General features: G+C 54.9%; 15 protein-coding genes. 9 read left to right on the plus strand and 6 right to left on the minus strand.

The window, feature by feature from the left end; all coding sequences use genetic code 11:
• Positions 1-164 precede the first annotated feature (164 nt).
• The 3 genes from J0A66_RS13145 to J0A66_RS13155 form a co-directional block, all read right to left on the minus strand.
• Positions 165-551 carry a hypothetical protein gene (locus J0A66_RS13145; RefSeq protein ID WP_206574290.1) on the minus strand — a complete coding sequence of 129 codons (387 nt, stop codon included), beginning with the start codon at positions 549-551 and terminating at the stop codon, positions 165-167.
• Positions 552-690: 139 nt separating this feature from the next.
• Positions 691-1,128 (minus strand): GNAT family N-acetyltransferase, encoded by a 438-nt coding sequence (locus J0A66_RS13150; protein WP_206574291.1) that lies wholly within the window; start codon positions 1,126-1,128, stop codon positions 691-693.
• A 20-nt stretch (positions 1,129-1,148) separates the two neighbouring features.
• Positions 1,149-2,081, minus strand: coding sequence for a LysR family transcriptional regulator (locus J0A66_RS13155; RefSeq protein WP_206574292.1), 933 nt, complete (start codon positions 2,079-2,081; stop codon positions 1,149-1,151).
• 270 nt (positions 2,082-2,351) lie between these two features.
• Between J0A66_RS13155 and J0A66_RS13160 the strand changes: the two genes are divergently transcribed.
• The 7 genes from J0A66_RS13160 to J0A66_RS13190 all read left to right on the plus strand — a co-directional run bounded on the left by J0A66_RS13160 (position 2,352) and on the right by J0A66_RS13190 (position 10,768).
• Positions 2,352-2,975, plus strand: coding sequence for a class I SAM-dependent methyltransferase (locus tag J0A66_RS13160; RefSeq protein ID WP_206574293.1), 624 nt, complete (start codon positions 2,352-2,354; stop codon positions 2,973-2,975).
• Between the two features lie 157 nt (positions 2,976-3,132).
• On the plus strand, positions 3,133-5,403 hold the full coding sequence (locus tag J0A66_RS13165; protein ID WP_206574294.1) for a TonB-dependent receptor: 2,271 nt from the start codon (positions 3,133-3,135) through the stop codon (positions 5,401-5,403).
• A 2-nt stretch (positions 5,404-5,405) separates the two neighbouring features.
• Positions 5,406-6,347: an alpha/beta hydrolase gene (locus J0A66_RS13170; RefSeq protein ID WP_206574295.1), complete on the plus strand. Its 942-nt coding sequence runs from the start codon at positions 5,406-5,408 to the stop codon at positions 6,345-6,347.
• 22 nt (positions 6,348-6,369) lie between these two features.
• A complete protein-coding gene (locus J0A66_RS13175) occupies positions 6,370-7,626 on the plus strand; it encodes an esterase/lipase family protein (RefSeq protein ID WP_241264191.1) in 1,257 nt (418 codons plus the stop codon).
• Positions 7,627-7,770: 144 nt separating this feature from the next.
• Positions 7,771-8,766, plus strand: a complete 996-nt coding sequence (locus J0A66_RS13180) for an AraC family transcriptional regulator (protein ID WP_206574296.1) — start codon at positions 7,771-7,773, stop codon at positions 8,764-8,766.
• 93 nt (positions 8,767-8,859) lie between these two features.
• A complete protein-coding gene (locus tag J0A66_RS13185) occupies positions 8,860-9,774 on the plus strand; it encodes an ABC transporter ATP-binding protein (protein ID WP_206574297.1) in 915 nt (304 codons plus the stop codon).
• Positions 9,767-10,768 carry an ABC transporter permease gene (locus tag J0A66_RS13190; RefSeq protein ID WP_206574298.1) on the plus strand — a complete coding sequence of 334 codons (1,002 nt, stop codon included), beginning with the start codon at positions 9,767-9,769 and terminating at the stop codon, positions 10,766-10,768. Before J0A66_RS13185 ends, J0A66_RS13190 begins: the two co-directional genes overlap by 8 nt.
• A gap of 52 nt (positions 10,769-10,820) precedes the next feature.
• Here the strand turns inward: J0A66_RS13190 and J0A66_RS13195 are convergent, their stop codons facing one another.
• The gene (locus J0A66_RS13195) at positions 10,821-12,155 is read right to left on the minus strand and encodes a methyl-accepting chemotaxis protein (protein WP_206574299.1); all 1,335 of its coding nucleotides are present in this window, start codon (positions 12,153-12,155) and stop codon (positions 10,821-10,823) included.
• A 227-nt stretch (positions 12,156-12,382) separates the two neighbouring features.
• Between J0A66_RS13195 and J0A66_RS13200 the strand changes: the two genes are divergently transcribed.
• On the plus strand, positions 12,383-13,747 hold the full coding sequence (locus tag J0A66_RS13200; RefSeq protein WP_206574300.1) for a M28 family metallopeptidase: 1,365 nt from the start codon (positions 12,383-12,385) through the stop codon (positions 13,745-13,747).
• 575 nt (positions 13,748-14,322) lie between these two features.
• Complete coding sequence (locus tag J0A66_RS13205; RefSeq protein ID WP_206574301.1) at positions 14,323-14,727, plus strand: hypothetical protein; 405 nt, start codon at positions 14,323-14,325, stop codon at positions 14,725-14,727.
• 98 nt (positions 14,728-14,825) lie between these two features.
• On the opposite strand, the gene J0A66_RS13210 is transcribed toward J0A66_RS13205, so the two are convergent.
• Positions 14,826-15,659 (minus strand): class II glutamine amidotransferase, encoded by an 834-nt coding sequence (locus J0A66_RS13210; RefSeq protein WP_206574302.1) that lies wholly within the window; start codon positions 15,657-15,659, stop codon positions 14,826-14,828.
• Positions 15,644-16,597 (minus strand): ATP-grasp domain-containing protein, encoded by a 954-nt coding sequence (locus J0A66_RS13215; protein ID WP_206574303.1) that lies wholly within the window; start codon positions 16,595-16,597, stop codon positions 15,644-15,646. Before J0A66_RS13215 ends, J0A66_RS13210 begins: the two co-directional genes overlap by 16 nt.
• Positions 16,598-16,699 lie beyond the last annotated feature (102 nt).

Raw genomic sequence — 16,699 nt, forward strand, 5'->3', positions numbered from 1 at the left:
CGAGTTAAAATGGCCCCAGCCCGAAGGATTGAGGCTAAAAATCCCTCACTCCGCGTTGCTCCCAACTTGTTTAGATGGCTAAACGGCGTTACTCGCGCCTTGATTGAGTGGTTTTTAGCTCTCAATAGAGGCCAATATGAAAGATAAACACGCCCCAGGGCCGGTCAGTCGCCACCCAGCAGTTTTCTCAGCTTTTGTTCTGCCAACTCAGCCGGGGTCAGGGTTTTGTCCTGTTGGCCAGGCTCGGTTGGGACAGGCTCCTCATCGCCAAACAATGCAGCCAGCCTGGCTTTGGCGGCCTGTGACTTATCCTGATATCCGCCGCCATAGGCGTTGGAACGGGGCTTAAAGTAGTCGCAGAAGTTGGCTTTTTCTTTGTCAGTGGGCGGTTCGGCGCGTTGCTCAGTGCAATGGCGTCCGTCGAACTCTGTGCAGAGCTTGCACACATGCTGGTCGGCCCCGCAGTGAACGCACGCTTCCCGTCTGGACATGGGAAGGATCAGATCCTTCAGCGTTTCGCCGCAGTGCCAGCAGACTATTTGTTCACCCATAGTATTCTCCCCGTTAGGCGTCATGCTACCAGCATAGCAAGGTAAAGGTCACAGACGCAGACGTTTGTGCGATGGCCGCCGCCGGTATTGCCAACCCTGCTTTGATGCTCAAGTACTGGCTAGCCACTTTGTCGTCGGGTTATTGGCTGAGAGTATGGCGGATAAAGCGGCACATACCTTTGCCAAGAGGTTCGCCGTTTCGTTCCAGATAGCCGTAGCGCCTGTAAAAGCCTTCTTTGCCCCTGGCTGCGAACAGTCCTACTGTGGCACCTGGTTTAGCGGTCTTGGCCAGATAACTTTCTATGCTATCCATCAGCCTGCTTGCGATGCCCTGGCCCTGATACTTCGGGTCGACGACCACGTCCTGAACATAAAAGTACAGGTATCCATCGCCCACTACTCTGGCCATGCCGATTAGACGCACGCCCTCACGGATCACCACATGATAGAGGGAGTGCTCGAGGCTGGATTTGGCCAGTACCAGGTCAAGGCTGCCCCAGCCAACCTTTTCTCTGAGACTGTTGAACTCGGCTGCATCAGGAGCTTTCTCGTCAATCTTGTATGGAAGTTGCGACATATTCCTGTCCACAAATCGGATTAATTATTAAGGTTCCCGGACAATCCAACTGTGCCGGATTTGGGTGATGAGCTGAGTGATTCGGCCAGAAAATCAAATACCAGTTTAAGACGCTTACTGGTGTGCAGCTCTCTGTGCACCACCAGCCACAGTTCCACCTCAAAGGCGGCAAAATCTGCCAGCACTCTTTCCACCAATGGCTCGGCATCGCCGATATCCTGGGTCATAAAGCCGATACCGACTCCGGCCTTGACCAGTTCCCACTGCACCAGGTGGTTGGCGATGGTGACGGGAAAATTCTTCTGCGTCAGGTTGAAGCCGCGCTTATTCAACTCGTCCTGAATGACGCTGGTATGGTCGAAGCAGAGAAAATCGGCGCCATTAAAATCTGCCGGGCAGCTGCGTTTGCTAAGCCGGCTCAGATAGCTGGTGGCGCCATACAGATGGGCGCGCAGGTCCTGCAGCTTGCGGGTGATCAGCTCCGGCTGGGTGGGACGATAGGCTCGGATGGCGATATCCGCTTCACGGCGGATCAGGTCGCTGCTGTCGTTGGTGGCAATCAGTTCGATTTCGATACCGGGGGCCTGCTGGCGGAGCCTGGCCAGAATAGGTGGCAGTACGAAGGCGGCGGTGGCCTCGGAAGCGCTGATACTGACCTTTCCGGCCACCGTCTGGGTGTGACCTGTGGCGGCCAGGGAGAAACGGTTGGCTGCATCGGCCATGCCTTTAACATATTCAAGCAGGTCGACGCCGCTGGGTGTCAGGGTCAGGCCCCGGGCCGAACGTTCAAACAGGGTCACCCCCAGCTCGTTTTCCAGCGCGCAGACCTGCCTGCCCAGAGTCGGCTGGGTCATATCCAGGGCACGGGCGGCAGCCGAAAATGAGCCCTCCTCGGCAGTGACCAAAAAGGCACGGGCCCGGTTCCAGTCAAAATTGATGGATCGCCAGCTCATAAATATCCGTATAGCTGAGGTACATTCTTAGGGCGTGTTTATCTCTCATATTGACGCTATGCTGGACCCAGCCCGAAGGGTTGAGGCTACAAACCCCTCACTCATCGTTGCTCCCAACTTGTTTAGATGGCTAAACGGCATTACTCGCGCCTTGATTGAGGGGTTTTTAGCTCTCAACAGAGGCCAATATGAGGGTTAAACACGCCCTGGCCATTCTAACTAATTTTTTGCATGGCTATGATGGTTTTTATTTCACCGAAGGAGTTTGAAATGCAGGAAAGCGCCAGATTCTGGGACAAAAATGCGCAACGCTATGCCAGGAGCCCCATTGCCGATATGCCCTCCTACGAGCATAAGCTTGAGATGACACGTCGGTATTTTCGCCCTGACACCCGGATACTGGAACTGGGCTGCGGCACCGGCTCCACGGCCCTGCTGCATGCCCCCCATGTGAAGGATATCCTGGCCACCGATATTTCAGAGGAGATGCTGGCGATTGCCAGGCAAAAAGCCAGGGATCAGGGGATAGATAACATTCGTTTCGAAAAGGCGGAGGTGTTGCAGGTGCAGCCACCTGAACCCCTGGATATGGTGATGGCCATGAGCCTGTTGCACTTGCTGGCCGACAAGGATGCCTTGATTACCAAGGTGTATGGCTGGTTGAAACCGGGTGGCCTGTTTGTGACCAGTACGGTCTGTCTGGCCGACAGCAACTGGAAATATATCAGGTATATCGCGCCTCTGGCCCGGCGGTTGGGTCTGATGCCCCTGCTCAGGATCTTCTCCGAGGAGGAACTCAAACAGAGCATGATCCGAGCAGGTTTTGATATTGATTATGCCTGGAAACCGCACAAGGGCATGGCGGTGTTCCTGGTGGGGAAAAAACCGGAATAGGCCGCCCTTGCCTGAATCACGCAAAGCAGTCGTGAGGGGCTCTGGACCCTTGTGAGCTAATTTGTCCTGTCAAACTGACTGCTTTTGTCCTGTTCGCTTCCTTAACAACTTGTTATCAATTAACCAACCACAGAATAACAAGCAACAAGAGGCGAAGATGTTGAGGTGTCAATTTGCGAAAGCTTCCGCCGGCAGGTGGCGCTTTTCATACAGCCGGCTGAATCTGGTACTGCTGTCGGCCCTGAGTTGCGCCGCGGTGGCGCAGCAGGAAGCGTCCGGTGGAACCAAAGCCGAACGCAGTGTGGAGGTGATAAAAGTCACCGCTACACGGCAGACCGAAAACCTGCAGGACGTTCCTATCGCCATCACGGCCTTGTCGGCCAATGAGCTGGCCAAATTGCAGGTGCAGGATCTCGGCGACCTGAAGTCTCATGTGCCCAACCTGACCCTTCACTCCGGCGATGCCTCCAATGCGGTGATCTACATTCGCGGCGTCGGACAGATAGATTCCATCTCTTTTAACGATCCCGGTGTGGGGGTCTATCTGGACGATGTCTATATGGGGCGGGTGCAGGGCTCGTTTCTGGATGTGGTGGATCCGCAGCAGATTGAGGTATTGCGGGGCCCCCAGGGCACTCTCTATGGTCGTAATACCATAGGCGGTGCGGTGAAATTTACCAGTGCCAAACCCACAGCCGAGACACAGGGATATGTGGATGCAGGATTGGGCAACTATGGATATCGCAGCCTCAAGGGCACGCTCAGCGGCGCGGTGGCGGGGGATAGTCTGCTGGGTCGCCTGTCGGTGGCCAGGCAGCAACGTGATGGTTATGCCACTAACCTTGCCGACGGGTCTGAGGACTATGACAAGGATACGTTCGCCTGGCGTGGCAGCCTGCTGTACGAGCCGGGAGAGGCGTTTTCCGCCTATCTGGTGCTGGACGGCTCCCGTAACCATCCGGATGCATCCCGAACGCCCCACCGTGAGACACCCATATACTCGGTCTCGCAAGGTGCATTTCGTCCGGCCCGGGACGATCCCTTCGAGGTCAATGTGACCTACAATGACCTGGAACGGCTTGATACCGAAGGGGTGGCGCTGACCCTGAGCTACCAGGTGGGCGACTCCACCTTGAAGTCCATCAGTTCCTACCGGGAAATGGAATACCGCACGCACCTGGATCTGGACGCCAGTCCGGACGAATCTTTCGGCATCTATAATTTTGAGGACCAGAGTCAGTTCAGTCAGGAGCTGCAGTGGCTGTACCGGGCCGAAGGGTTTTCCCTGGTATCCGGACTCTACTATTTTGACGAGGACGACTGGAGCTTCGGTGGCGCCATCGCACCGGCGTTTTTTGTCCCGCTGGCGGCCGACGTGTTTTTCCCCTATCCCATCATCAATGCCGGCGAACGGGTGCAGGACAACCGCAGCAGCGCTGCTTACCTGAATCTGACCTATGCCTTGTCCGAACGGCTGAATCTGACCCTTGGGGCGCGCTACACCCGCGAACAGAAAGAGGTGGTCAACCGCGGGGAGGAATTCTTCGGCACCGGCATCACCACCGCCGAGCAGATGGAAGCGGTGTTCGGCACCGGGGTAGGGTACGGCCAGACAGGTTACCAAGCGTCCGAAAAATGGAATGCCTTTACTCCCAAACTGGTACTGGATTACCAGTACTCGGATTCCACCTTATGGTATGCCAGCGCCAGCAAAGGCTTTAAGAGCGGCGGTTTCAATGGTCGTCTGACGTCCTTTGCTCAGCCTTTTGACCCTGAAACCCTGTGGAGCTACGAAATCGGCAGCAAGTCCATGCTGATGGGCAATGACGTGCGCCTCAACTCCGCCCTGTTTTATAACGATTATCAGAACTTCCAGCTCAGCCGCTTTTCCATCGATCCGGACACCGGTGCCTTCTTGTCGCTGTTTGAGAACGCCGGTGAGGCCAGCATCTACGGTGCAGAACTGGAGCTGGATGCGGTGTTGAGCGACAGCCTCGAGCTGAGTGTCAACCTGGGTTATCTGGGCGGGGGTTACGATGAGCTAATCGGAGATTTTGAGCAGGAAATCAGTGACCAGCGTGAACTGGTCAATGCGCCCAGATGGACTGGGCGGGCCGATCTGGAATACTTTTTCGAACTGGAGAATGGCGGCTCCCTGTCGCTGCGGGGCGGGCTGTCTTTTCGTAGCAAGACGTACCTGACGGTGAGCAGCAGCGAAGTGCTTGCCCAGGGAGGGTACGGTCTGCTCGATCTGGCGTTGCACTACGAAACCCTGGATGGGGACTGGCTGGTCAGCCTGTACGGCAAGAATCTGACCGACAGGCTTTACCGCGAACACGGCTTCGACTTATCTGCCTCTCCCGGCGTGCAACTGGGTTATTACGGTGCACCGCGCACCTTTGGTGTCAACGTCAAATACAGGTTCTAATCATGATGCTGGATAAACATAGCGCCGGGCTGTTGGCGCAATTCAATCAAAACACCCCTGACCTTCACGATGTGGAGATCAGTATCGAAACCTCCAGGGAAGGGGCCAGAGCCATGTTCCTGTCCCTGGCCGGCGAGGTGGCCTCCCACTGTGAGGTACAGGACCTGACAGTGGCGACGGGGCAGCACGACATTCCGGTACGGGTCTATCGTCCGAACTCAGGCAAGTCGCCCCGGCCGGTGGTGGTATTTGCCCATGGCGGTGGCTGGTCGCTGGGTGATCTGGACTGTTATGACGCCCTGGTCCGCGATTTGTGTCAGCAAAGCGGCGCCCTGTTTATCAGCGTAGGTTACCGGCTGGCGCCGGAGCATAAGTTTCCCGCGGGTCTGGAGGATGTCATCAGCGTGAGCCGCTGGGCGGTGAGCCAGGCGCAGGAGCTGGGGGGCGATGCCGCCCGTATCGCCCTGATGGGGGACAGCGCGGGCGGCAATCTGGTCCTCTCGGCCAGCCATCGCCTGCAAGGAAAGCTGCCACTGGCCGGATTGTATCTGATCTATCCGGTACTGGACTCCCATCGCCCCCACCATACCTATTTGTCCCGGGTCCGGTTTGGAGACGGCGACTTTCTGCTTACCCGGGAGGCTATCAGCGATACCTGTAGCTGGTACCTGGACAAGGAAACCCCCAGCGATCATCCCGAAGTGTCGCCGCTGTTCCTGCCACATTTCGGCAACCTGCCGCCGACCTCATTGCTGCTGGCCGGCCATGATCCCCTCTACGACGAAGGCCGGCTATTGGCCGACAAGCTACGCCAGGCAGGAGTACTGAGGCGATTGCACTGTTTTGAAAGCACCATCCATGCCTTTGTTTCCTTTGGTGTTTTGCCGATTGCGCAGGAAGCGCGGGCCGCCTTGGCTCAGCAGTTGAGAACGGATCTGTTTTAAATCCTCACAGGAGGAGTCTGATATGTGGTTATTGCAAGTCTCGTTTTACAGTAAAACGGCCTGGGCGAAGTTCACCCAGCGAACCCTGCTCTGCTGGCTGGTCTTTGTGCTTCCGGTTATGGCGGGAACCAGTCTGGAAGCCAGTTTCAGCAGCGGTATCGCCAACGGCTGGGTCAAGGTGGAGCGCTGGCGCGACACCTCGGGCAACATCGGCGCGGAAACCTATCCGGCCGACGGCCGGGGCGATCAGTCCGGGCAGCGGGCTACTTTCTTTGGTACGGGCCAGCCGCATCCCTCACGCTTTTTGCTTTATCATGCGCCCGGCTGGAACAGCAATACCAAGCCGGTGCCTGTGTTGTTGATCCACGGCGCCAACCAGGACGCGGATATTGCCTGGGCCAACCCCAACGAGGCAGGCAACTACGGCTGTGGCCGGCAAAGCTGTCCGGGCAGCGGCCTGATGCAGATTTTATCGGGTAACAACTTTAAAGTCTTTGCGCTGTCGCTGGCGCATAAAAACGGCGACGGCTACATTTGGAGCCAGCAGATCGCCAATGCCATTGCCCTGGTGAAGAGCAAGACCGGCGCCAGCAAAGTGGATCTGGTGACCTGGTCCAAGAGTGCATTCAATGCGCGTATGTATGTCTCGTCCCTGACCCAGTCCTGGGGACAATCCTACGCGTCGGATGTCAGGAGGCTGATCATGCTTGGGGCGCCCAACAATGGCATTGACTGGTCATTCCGTCATGGCTGGAACCACACTTTTGCGGTATACCCTGGATGTGGTGGCGTGATTAACGGTCCCACCGCCCACGATGAAATTTATTGCTACTGGCTGTGGCGAAGCGGTCCCCAGTGGACTTATGCCTCGAGCTATTTCCCGGGGGCCAGCCAGATGCTCAAACGCTGGGACGGACAATATAGCCTGCCGGTGGCCGAGCAGGACTGGTACACCACCTACTATGGGGGGCAGGGATATTACACTTACGGCCAGGGAATCGACGCCTTTACTCCCTATTCGCTGGTGGATATGGTTCGGCAGGCCGGCACCGATGCCGACGTGGAAGTCTTCAATCTGTGCGGTAATCAGGCGGATATTGCCCTGATCCACAACGAGCATACCGGTCCGTCAGATGGCGTGGTGTTTGTGCAAAGTTGTCTGGATGGGACAGGGATCAGCAATTATGCCGGCTCAGCTACCATCGCCGTCAATCATCTTGAACTGGGCTGGACAAATGCGGGGACCAGCCAGATCCAGGCCTGGCTCAACGCTCCCTGAGTCCAATTGCCGCTGCACTGAAGGCTGCAGCGGCGCCATCCCCTTAAAGGTCAATATTTGCTTTACCCGACAGCTTCATTACACTGGCCCACAGGTTCCTGTTTGTATGGCGACGCTATGGCCGAGCAAGTCCTGAGGACTGACATGAAGTCGGTATCTTCCCGGCATGGAGAGATGCTGGAATTGATGTTGGCCGAAGCCGGACTGAGCTGGGGGCCCATCGCCAGGGAGTTGGAACTGGACGACTTCAGTGAATTGAACAGCGTCGACTATCTGCGTATTCTGGGGCGCTGCGCCCTGGCATTGCGGGACGAGTCGTTTCACCTGGCCAGTCGTCGCCTGTTGCCCGGCACCAACGAATTTGTCTTGAAGAATATCGGCCAGAGCCTGTCGGTGAAGGCGGCGCTGCAAACCATCGCCAACTCCTACAATATTATTCACGGCGGCACCTATAATCGGGTAGAGGTCGGCGAACGGCATATTGCCTACATAATCGACGACCAGCAGTTTCCCTATTCTGCCCAGACCCGGGACGACTACATTCAGTTTATCCTGGACAATATGCTGGTGTTTATTCACGGCGTGCTGTCCACCCTGTTGTGCCGATCGCTGCAGCCTTATCTGTTCAAACTGGTAAGCAGGTCGCCCTCTGACTCCATCCTGGCTTCTACGTTCGGGGAGGTGCCGGTACGACAGGGGGGAGCCCATTATGGGTTGTATTATCATCTGGCCCTGCAGGACCTGCCCATACCCGAGTCCGTTGTGATGCTCAGTGCCGAGTTGGTCTATCAGACCCTGCATAAACATCTGAGCAGCCAGACTCAACCCAAGCTGGTCGTCAGGGTGCTGGAGTTACTGCACCAAGGCATTCACCGGCAGGAAGAGCTGGCGGCCAGAATGAACCTCAGCGTGGCGACGCTGAAGAGAAAACTGGCTGCCCACCACACCAGCTTTCGCCAACTCAGGGAGCAGAGTTTAAATCAACGGGCACAACAGCAGTTGTTGCAGGGCCTGGCCATGGACGATGTCGCCCTCAATCTTGGATTCTCCGATGCGCGAAGCTTTACGCGGGCCTTCAAGGGTTGGAATGGACTGACACCCGCCGCCTTCCTGCAGTCCCGTACCCCACTGGCCTGTTGATACAGGCTTCCGCTATTGGGCAGGCTGATCTCAGGACTTTGCCAATTGGACCGGCTCGGGCATCATAGGCCTTTGCCAACGGAAGGAGTCGGTATGTCGGCCTTTATCCAGGTCAGGAAGCTGACCAAGTCGTTCAAGAGCCTGCAGGCGGTGAAGGGGATCGATTTCGAAGTGCCCCGGGGAATTTGCTTTGGCCTGCTGGGACCTAACGGGGCGGGCAAGACCACCACTATTGAGATGATGGAGGGTATCGTCAGTATCGATAGTGGCGAGATCCTGTATGACGGTCTGCCCCTCAATCAGGGTATGAACCAGCGGATAGGCATCCAGTTTCAGAATACCGCCTTACAGGATCACCTGACTGGCCGTGAATGCCTGCAAATGTTTGCCAGCTTCTATCAAAAGGGTCTGCCGCCCCATGAGCTGATTAACTTGTGTCAGCTTGGGGATTTTGCCGATCAGGATCATCGCAAACTCTCGGGCGGGCAAAAGCAACGGTTGTTGCTGGCCATTGCCCTGGTCAACGATCCGCAGATCCTGTTTTTGGATGAACCCACCACCGGCCTCGATCCTCATGCCAGGCGCAACTTCTGGTCGTTGATCAACCGTATCAAGGCCCTGGGCAAAACCATAGTGCTGACCACCCATTACATGGATGAGGCAGAAACCCTGTGTGATGACATTGCGATAATGGACAAAGGGCAGATTATTGCCCGCGGCGCGCCAAGAGACTTGCTCAGCGAACATTTTCGTGGCGTGTTGATTCGTCTGCCCGAACAGACGCTGCCTAACGCTGTCATGCTAGAGTGCCAGCCGAAGCTTGAGCGTGGACACTGGTATGTCAACACGGACAAGGTGGAACACACCTTGAAGCTGCTGGTAGAGCAACAGGTCAATCTGGAGGGGCTGCATGTGAAATCGGCCAATCTGGACGATTTGTTCCTGAAACTGACCGGGCATGGTCTGCAGGAGCAGACCGAAGTAGTTAAGGAATCAGCCCATGTTTAAACGTTTCTGGGCGGTGTTTAAGGCCCGTAACCTGGAGTTTTTCCGCGACCGCTCGTCACTGGGCTGGAATATTGCCTTCCCGTTGTTGTTGGTGGTCGGTTTTGCCTTTATCTTCAGCGGTGACGGCCGCGCTGTCTATAAGATCGGCCTGATGGGCGAGGGTGCCGACAACGGTTTTTTCCAGCTTGAACATGTGGAGTATGTGCCTTATCAGGACCAGGAACTGGCCCTGCGCAAACTGCAACAGCACCAGTTGGATATTCTGGTGGACCCGGCGAGGTCCACTTACTGGATCAATAAATCCTCCCCCAGTGGCTATTTTACCGAGCAGTTACTGCTCGGCCAGTTGCCGGACTATGAGCGGGAGGTGCTGGAAGGACGGGAGATCCGTTATCTGGACTGGGTCATGCCGGGTATCCTGGGCATGAACATGATGTTCAGTTGTCTGTTCGGGGTAGGTTATGTGATTGTGCGCTACCGTAAATCCATGGTGCTCAAACGCCTTAAGGCCACACCGTTGAGGGCAGTGGAATTTATCGCCGCACAAATCCTGTCGCGTCTGTTTATTGTGTTGTTGATCACCGGCTTTGTGTTTGTGGCCTGCGACTGGATGTTCGACTTCTATATGCTGGGCAGCTATCTGGATCTCTTTATCGTCACGGTGCTGGGGGCTGCGGCCATGATTGCCATGGGCCTGTTGATGGCCAGTCGCAGCCAGAGCGAGGAACTGACCGGCGGTCTGCTCAATCTTATCAGCTGGCCGATGATGATGCTCTCCGGGGTGTGGTTCTCTCTGGAAGGGGCCCCCCAGGCCGTCCAGCAGGCCGCCAATCTGCTGCCGCTGACCCATCTGCTTGATGCGGCCCGCGCCATTATGAACGATGGCGCCGGGCTGCTGGATATCCAAATCCATCTTTGGACCCTGCTGGGTATGACGCTGCTGTTTATGGGCCTGGGCGCCGGCCTGTTCCGCTGGCACGGTGAGGGACGTTAAATATGAGCCAGTTACGGGACCGGCCGTTCAGGGAGTTTCAGACAAGCACAGTTCAGGCTTGCGGATGGTTTCCACCGATTTTACCTGGCTGCGTATTTGACAGATTAGCCACAGTGTCGGAAACATTTTCTGCACCCTGGCTGATCTCCTGAATGATACGTGCCACATCATCGATCAAGTCGAGGCTGGCTTGTGCACTTTGCAGCACAGACGCCACCCTGCCGGTAACCTGGCTGGTGATGTCGATATTTTCCTTTACCACCTCGCCAATTTGGTTGGTGGAAAGGTTCGTGCGGGCAGCCAGTTGCCTCACCTCATCGGCCACTACCGCAAAACCCCTGCCCAAATCTCCGGCCCTCGCTGCTTCGATGGCAGCGTTAAGCGCCAGTAGGTTGGTCTGATCGGCAATACCGGTAATAGTGGAGACTATCGCGCCAATCTGACCTGATTGATTGTTAAGCCTTTCAATCAGCCTGGCGGATTCCTCTACCTGGTTTCTCATTTGTATGGACGCTTCAATGGCTTGTTGGAGTGTGTCACTGCCTTGGACGGCAATTTGCGCAGTTTCCACCGCGGTGGAATAAGCAATTTCAGCCGCTTGTGAAACGCTACGGGCTTCTTCCACCCTGGCGCTGATATCCGCGGCAAACTTGATCACCTTACAAACCTTGCCATTGTTGTCGTAAATTGGGTTGTAAGTTGCTTCCAGCCAGACGGTACTCCCATTGAGGGCAACACGTTCGAATTGTCCGGACTTGTGTTGTCCCTGTGCCAGCTCAGACCAGAATTGCGGGTGGTTCCGGTAAAACTCTTCCGTACAGAAGAGTTTGTGGTGCCGGCCCTGAATCTCTCTCTGGGAGCAGTGCATTACATGCAGAAAATTCTGGTTCGCCGTGAGTATGGTGCCGTCAGGTTTGAATTCAATGATGGCCATCGCCTTGTCGAGTGCGTCTGATATGGCAACTTGACTTCTGAGCGACAGGTGCTCCCGGGTGACATCGGTAGCAATCTTAATCACTTTTTCCACCTGACCATTTCTGCTTACCGGGATGTATGTCGCGTCCAGCCAAATCTCCTGTCCGCTGCGATGTATACGGCATACCGTACCGGATTGGCCACGGCTTTGCCTTAACTCCTGCCAGAACTTTTCATAAGCCGGACTGCGGCTGTAATTAGGCGTGCAGAATAAGCTATGGTGCTGTCCCAGCAAGAATTGCTTGTCATATCCCATGGTTTGGGTGAACAGGTGGTTCACATCCCTGATCTCTCCATCGGGCGTAAATTCAATACAGGCGACATGGGACTTAATGGAGTCGAATATGGCCCTTTGCACTTCCAGATTAGACTGAAGGGTCTTGATGGTCGTTTTTAGCTTGCTATTGAACATGGGTTAACCTGTGATTGAGAATTACGTCAAAAAACTTCCCTGTCCGATATGCAACCCAATCTTTACTATGTCCGAATCATTTCGGATCACTTGCTCAGAGATCTTGTGTATCCCGTCGGTTAAACAGGTTGTTTGACTCGCATCCACAGCGACCCGTCCCGCCTGGTCTCGGTCACCTGCCTGAAAGGTGTTAGCTTGATAAAGATAAAAATACATGGGGGACAACAATGTTTTCAGTTAACCGACTGCTATTGATCGCAAGTTTTTTGGTATTGCCTGCTTCAGCGCAGGAGCCTGGTGATGAGCAGAAGCTTTATCAGATTGCCGAGGCTGTGTCGGCAAAGCGTATCGAACAGGATATCCGCAAATTGGTCAGTTTCGGCACTCGCCATACCCTCTCCGAAACCGAATCAGAAACCCGCGGTATCGGTGCGGCCAGACGGTGGATCAAGGCTGAGTTTGAACGTATTTCTGCCGAATGTGGCGGCTGCCTGGAAGTGTATTTTCAATCCGGGGTCATTGAGGGAGAAAAACGTATCCCCGAGGCCACCGAGGTAGTGAGCGTTATCGCGGTGCAAAAGGGCAAAACCGACCCGTCCCGTTACGTGATCATGTCCGGCGATATCGATTCCAGGGTCTCTGATGTGATGGATGCAGTCTCCGATTCACCCGGCGCCAATGACAATGCATCCGGGGTGGCAGGGGTACTGGAAGCGGCACGGGTCCTCAGTAAGCATCAGTTCCATGGCTCCGTGGTCTATGCTGCCCTGGCTGGCGAAGAGCAGGGCCTGTTTGGCGGCAACATCATGGCCGAACAGGCGCTTAAGGATGACTGGCGGGTCAAGGCGGTGCTGAACAACGATATGATCGGCAATATCGGCGGTATAAACGGAGTGATCAACAACACCACTGCCAGACTGTTTTCCGAGGGGACCCGGGTGGTGGAAACCAGTGAAGAGGCACGCAAGCGCCGCTTTACCGGTGGCGAGGTGGACTCACCGTCCCGTAACCTGGCCCGCTACATTGACCGTATCGCCGATCAATACATTACTAACCTGGATACCATGATGGTATACCGGCTGGACAGATTTGGCCGCGGCGGACATCATCGGCCCTTTAATGATGCAGGCTACCCGGCTATTCGTATTATGGAAACCAATGAGCATTATCATCGCCAGCATCAGGATCTGAGGACTGAGAATGGCTTTGAATACGGCGATACCCTGGATGGCGTGGATTTTGACTATGCGGCTAAATTAACCGCTCTGAATGCCGTGTCCCTGGCCAGCATGGCCTGGGCGCCGAGTCCGCCGGCCAAAGTGGAAATACGTGGCGCAGTTGAGCCCAGCACTACCTTGAGTTGGGCGCCGGCCTCCGCAGCGGAGCAGGCTCTGGTCAAAGGCTATAAAATCTACTGGCGCTATACGGATCAGCCACAGTGGCAGTTCAGCAGATTTGTGGGCAAGGTCAATACATTCACTCTGGAAAATGTGGTCATTGACAACTATTTCTTCGGTGTAGCCAGTGTCAGCCAAAGCGGTATTGAAAGTCCGGTGGTCTTTCCCGGTCCGGCCGGCGCCTTTGGTGAGTAACGACTTTTGAACAGGGCCAGGTTTGTTTAGCCCTGTTCTGTTATATCTGGCTTTAACCTTGTCTTAGAATGAGCAAGTTGGCACCGGCTCCGGTTCAGGTACAGGGCCGGGAGTAGGCACCGGTTCTGGTGCGGGAACTGGTGCAGGATCCGGATCTGAGCCTGTATCGTCTCCCTCGTCAGGGGTAGGGGAGGGACTGCCTCCGTCTGTAACCGGAGGGGTCGTGGGGTTAGAAGGGGAGGTGACACCCTCTCCTCCGCCACAGGCGCAAAGCATTACCATACTCATCACAACCAACCAGTTCTTCATTCTCGTCAACGACTACTACCTCTAACTCTGGTGAATCATTTTCTCAGGGGGCGGCATTTTAATTCCTGGCTGTACAAAAAAGAAGCAGCCGGGAGTATTTGTGCGTATGTAAAATAATACGAACGTATAGAGGAGAGGGGGTGAAACGGGAAACAGTGGCAGGCTAGGATTGCAGTCAAAACGCAGTCATTTTAACCAGAACTTGGCATCTACGGCCAGACTGAGCTATTTATCTTATGAATCCTGTCATCATTAGGGAGAATGAGATGAAATACGTAATTGGATTGCTTCTGCCATTTTTGCTTATCGCTTGTGTCGCCAATGACCATTGGGAAGGCTTTTCCACTGCTGAAGTTATGCGCTGGAAAGAGCTTGGCCTTCAGGAGCGTACTGCCCAGAAATACCAGGCCAATGGCCTGTCCGCGATGGAAGTCCAGGCCTGGATGAACCAGGGATTTGTCGATCAGGACAATGTTATCCTCTGGTCAAAGTCCCGTTTTAACCCAGTGGAAGCCAAAATATGGCGGGATGCCGGTTTTGATCTGGATGAGGCAAAAGCCTGGGCCTCAGAAAATTTCACCGCCATGGAAGCCACAAACTGGAAAATGCAGGACTTTACCCTTACCCAGGCAGTCAGGGAAAGAGCCAAGGGATTGTCGCCCACGCGTTAGACAGCTGCCTATACCGGGTCTCTCTTCACGGAGAGCCCGGTCTTTCAATGCATAGGCGTTTAGGTTACCAAGGGTAAACCGCAAAGCTGAGCCCAAGCTCAGCCATCCCAGAAGGTTTCGATCTCCACCTGGCTGTCATGAATACTGGTAAAGGTGTTGTTGGCTATTTCTGTCCATTTGTCACCAAAGGTATCCAGCGGTTCTGAGACGACCACGGTGCTGTTGGTGGGCATCTGGCAGTTTTCGGCTTCCAGGTCTTCCAGGCAGGCGGAGTGGGTGGAATAGAACTGGGTCATAGGGGCTTCGCCGTGTGAAAAACGCAGGGTGTAGAGATTTTTACCATCTGAAATAGCGCAGGACAGATTCAGTACCCCGTCCTTGTCAACTTTAAGCAAAGATTCCAGTATTCGGGCGACCATTTTCTGCAAGGCCTGTTTGGGTTTTTCCATCAGGCCGTAGGTCAGAGCCAACAGGAAAAACGTCTCGCTGTCTGTGCTGCCTCTGAGCTCACTGAACAGTTCCGGGGCGATGCATAGCTGTAATTCCCGCCTGATTTTGGAAAAATGACTGACATGGCCGTTGTGCTGGAACAGCCAGTTCTGGTAGGCAAAGGGGTGGCAGTTGGTGCGCTGGATGTCCCCTGTGGTGGTGGCCCGCACATGAGCCATAAAGGTATGCGCCTTAACCTGATGACAGAGGCTCTGCAGGTTGTTGTTGTGCCAGGCGGGCAGATCGTCCTTGAACACCCCAGGTTCATACCGGCTGTCGTACCAGCCGATACCGAAGCCGTCACCGTTGGTGCTGAGCAATTGTCCCGAATTGGTGAAGTTCATCTTGCTGTTAAGGCTCTGCACCACCAGGGAATGGTCCGGTTTGGTCACCAGTCTGTCCAGGTAAATGGGCTCACCGGTGTAGGCTATCCATCGGCACATAGACTGACCCCTTGAGTTTCCAGCACCCTGTCGGGGGCGGGATGTTCAGTTTTGAAGGCCCTGGCCTGCGCCACTGCATGGCGGACAATGGCTCTGGCAACATCCACGCCCGTGACGCTTTCGATGCCCTGTTCTCCGGTAAAGTCGGGTGAGACATTGATTTCAAGCAGCAAAGGGCCGTTATCGGAGCGGACAAAATCCACTCCGGCTACATTGATGCCGATGGACTCGGTGGCGGACAACACAATACTGTGCTCCTCATCGGTCAGATCGCAGGAGCAGGAGTGCCCCCCCAACGACACATTGGCGCGAAAGTCTCCATCCTGAGCATTCCGGCACATGGCAGCGACGACTTCACCACCCACTACGAAGGCCCTGACATCAGTACCGGCCGCTTCCTTAACAAACTGCTGGATCACATATGAGGCACCAAGCATATTGAAAGTCTTGACGAGATTGTCCATTTCCTTAAGGGTGTGGACGAGGAATATGCCTGTACCCTCGGTGCTTTCAATCAGCTTCACTACCATGGGCGTACCGATATGTTCGGCCAAAGGTCTGAATCCCTGTGGCGAGAATGCGATGCCGGTAGTAGGAAAGGGCAGTCCCCGTGCCAGCAGATATTGCAATGACTTCAGCTTGTCACGACCCAGTCTCAATGCCTCAGGTGATTCGCTGACGTAAGTGTCGGTACACATAAACTGTTGCAACACATTGGTACCGTAGTCGGTAAAGCTGACATTCAGTCGCGGGATAACCACATCGAAATGATCGGTAATCTCTTTATCCTTGTAGTAAATGGTGGGCTGATTTGGCATTAATGCCATGCTGATATCCCGGATATTATAAAGTTTTGTGTTGTGCCCCTCAGCCTGGGCTACCTCCAGTAAACGTGCATCATCTTGTACCTGGTCCGTGGACAATATGCAGATGTTCAAAATCTATCCTCCTGATTGGAATTTCCCTGTTCTGACTTTCCTTGAGTGTAGCACAGGCTTATAAGGCTGCAGGCTAGGTCAATTCTGAGCTGTAAAGACTTG

Origin of the sequence: Bowmanella dokdonensis, from assembly GCF_017254865.1 — a bacterium.
GTDB classification, from domain to species: Bacteria; Pseudomonadota; Gammaproteobacteria; order Enterobacterales; family Alteromonadaceae; genus Bowmanella; species Bowmanella dokdonensis.

Coding starts and splice junctions, on each gene's coding strand:
- J0A66_RS13145 (WP_206574290.1), bottom strand. CDS start 551: ATGGGTGAACAAATAGTCTGCTGGCACTGCGGCGAAACGCTGAAGGAT.
- J0A66_RS13150 (WP_206574291.1), bottom strand. CDS start 1,128: ATGTCGCAACTTCCATACAAGATTGACGAGAAAGCTCCTGATGCAGCC.
- J0A66_RS13155 (WP_206574292.1), bottom strand. CDS start 2,081: ATGAGCTGGCGATCCATCAATTTTGACTGGAACCGGGCCCGTGCCTTT.
- J0A66_RS13160 (WP_206574293.1), top strand. CDS start 2,352: ATGCAGGAAAGCGCCAGATTCTGGGACAAAAATGCGCAACGCTATGCC.
- J0A66_RS13165 (WP_206574294.1), top strand. CDS start 3,133: ATGTTGAGGTGTCAATTTGCGAAAGCTTCCGCCGGCAGGTGGCGCTTT.
- J0A66_RS13170 (WP_206574295.1), top strand. CDS start 5,406: ATGATGCTGGATAAACATAGCGCCGGGCTGTTGGCGCAATTCAATCAA.
- J0A66_RS13175 (WP_241264191.1), top strand. CDS start 6,370: ATGTGGTTATTGCAAGTCTCGTTTTACAGTAAAACGGCCTGGGCGAAG.
- J0A66_RS13180 (WP_206574296.1), top strand. CDS start 7,771: ATGAAGTCGGTATCTTCCCGGCATGGAGAGATGCTGGAATTGATGTTG.
- J0A66_RS13185 (WP_206574297.1), top strand. CDS start 8,860: ATGTCGGCCTTTATCCAGGTCAGGAAGCTGACCAAGTCGTTCAAGAGC.
- J0A66_RS13190 (WP_206574298.1), top strand. CDS start 9,767: ATGTTTAAACGTTTCTGGGCGGTGTTTAAGGCCCGTAACCTGGAGTTT.
- J0A66_RS13195 (WP_206574299.1), bottom strand. CDS start 12,155: ATGTTCAATAGCAAGCTAAAAACGACCATCAAGACCCTTCAGTCTAAT.
- J0A66_RS13200 (WP_206574300.1), top strand. CDS start 12,383: ATGTTTTCAGTTAACCGACTGCTATTGATCGCAAGTTTTTTGGTATTG.
- J0A66_RS13205 (WP_206574301.1), top strand. CDS start 14,323: ATGAAATACGTAATTGGATTGCTTCTGCCATTTTTGCTTATCGCTTGT.
- J0A66_RS13210 (WP_206574302.1), bottom strand. CDS start 15,659: ATGTGCCGATGGATAGCCTACACCGGTGAGCCCATTTACCTGGACAGA.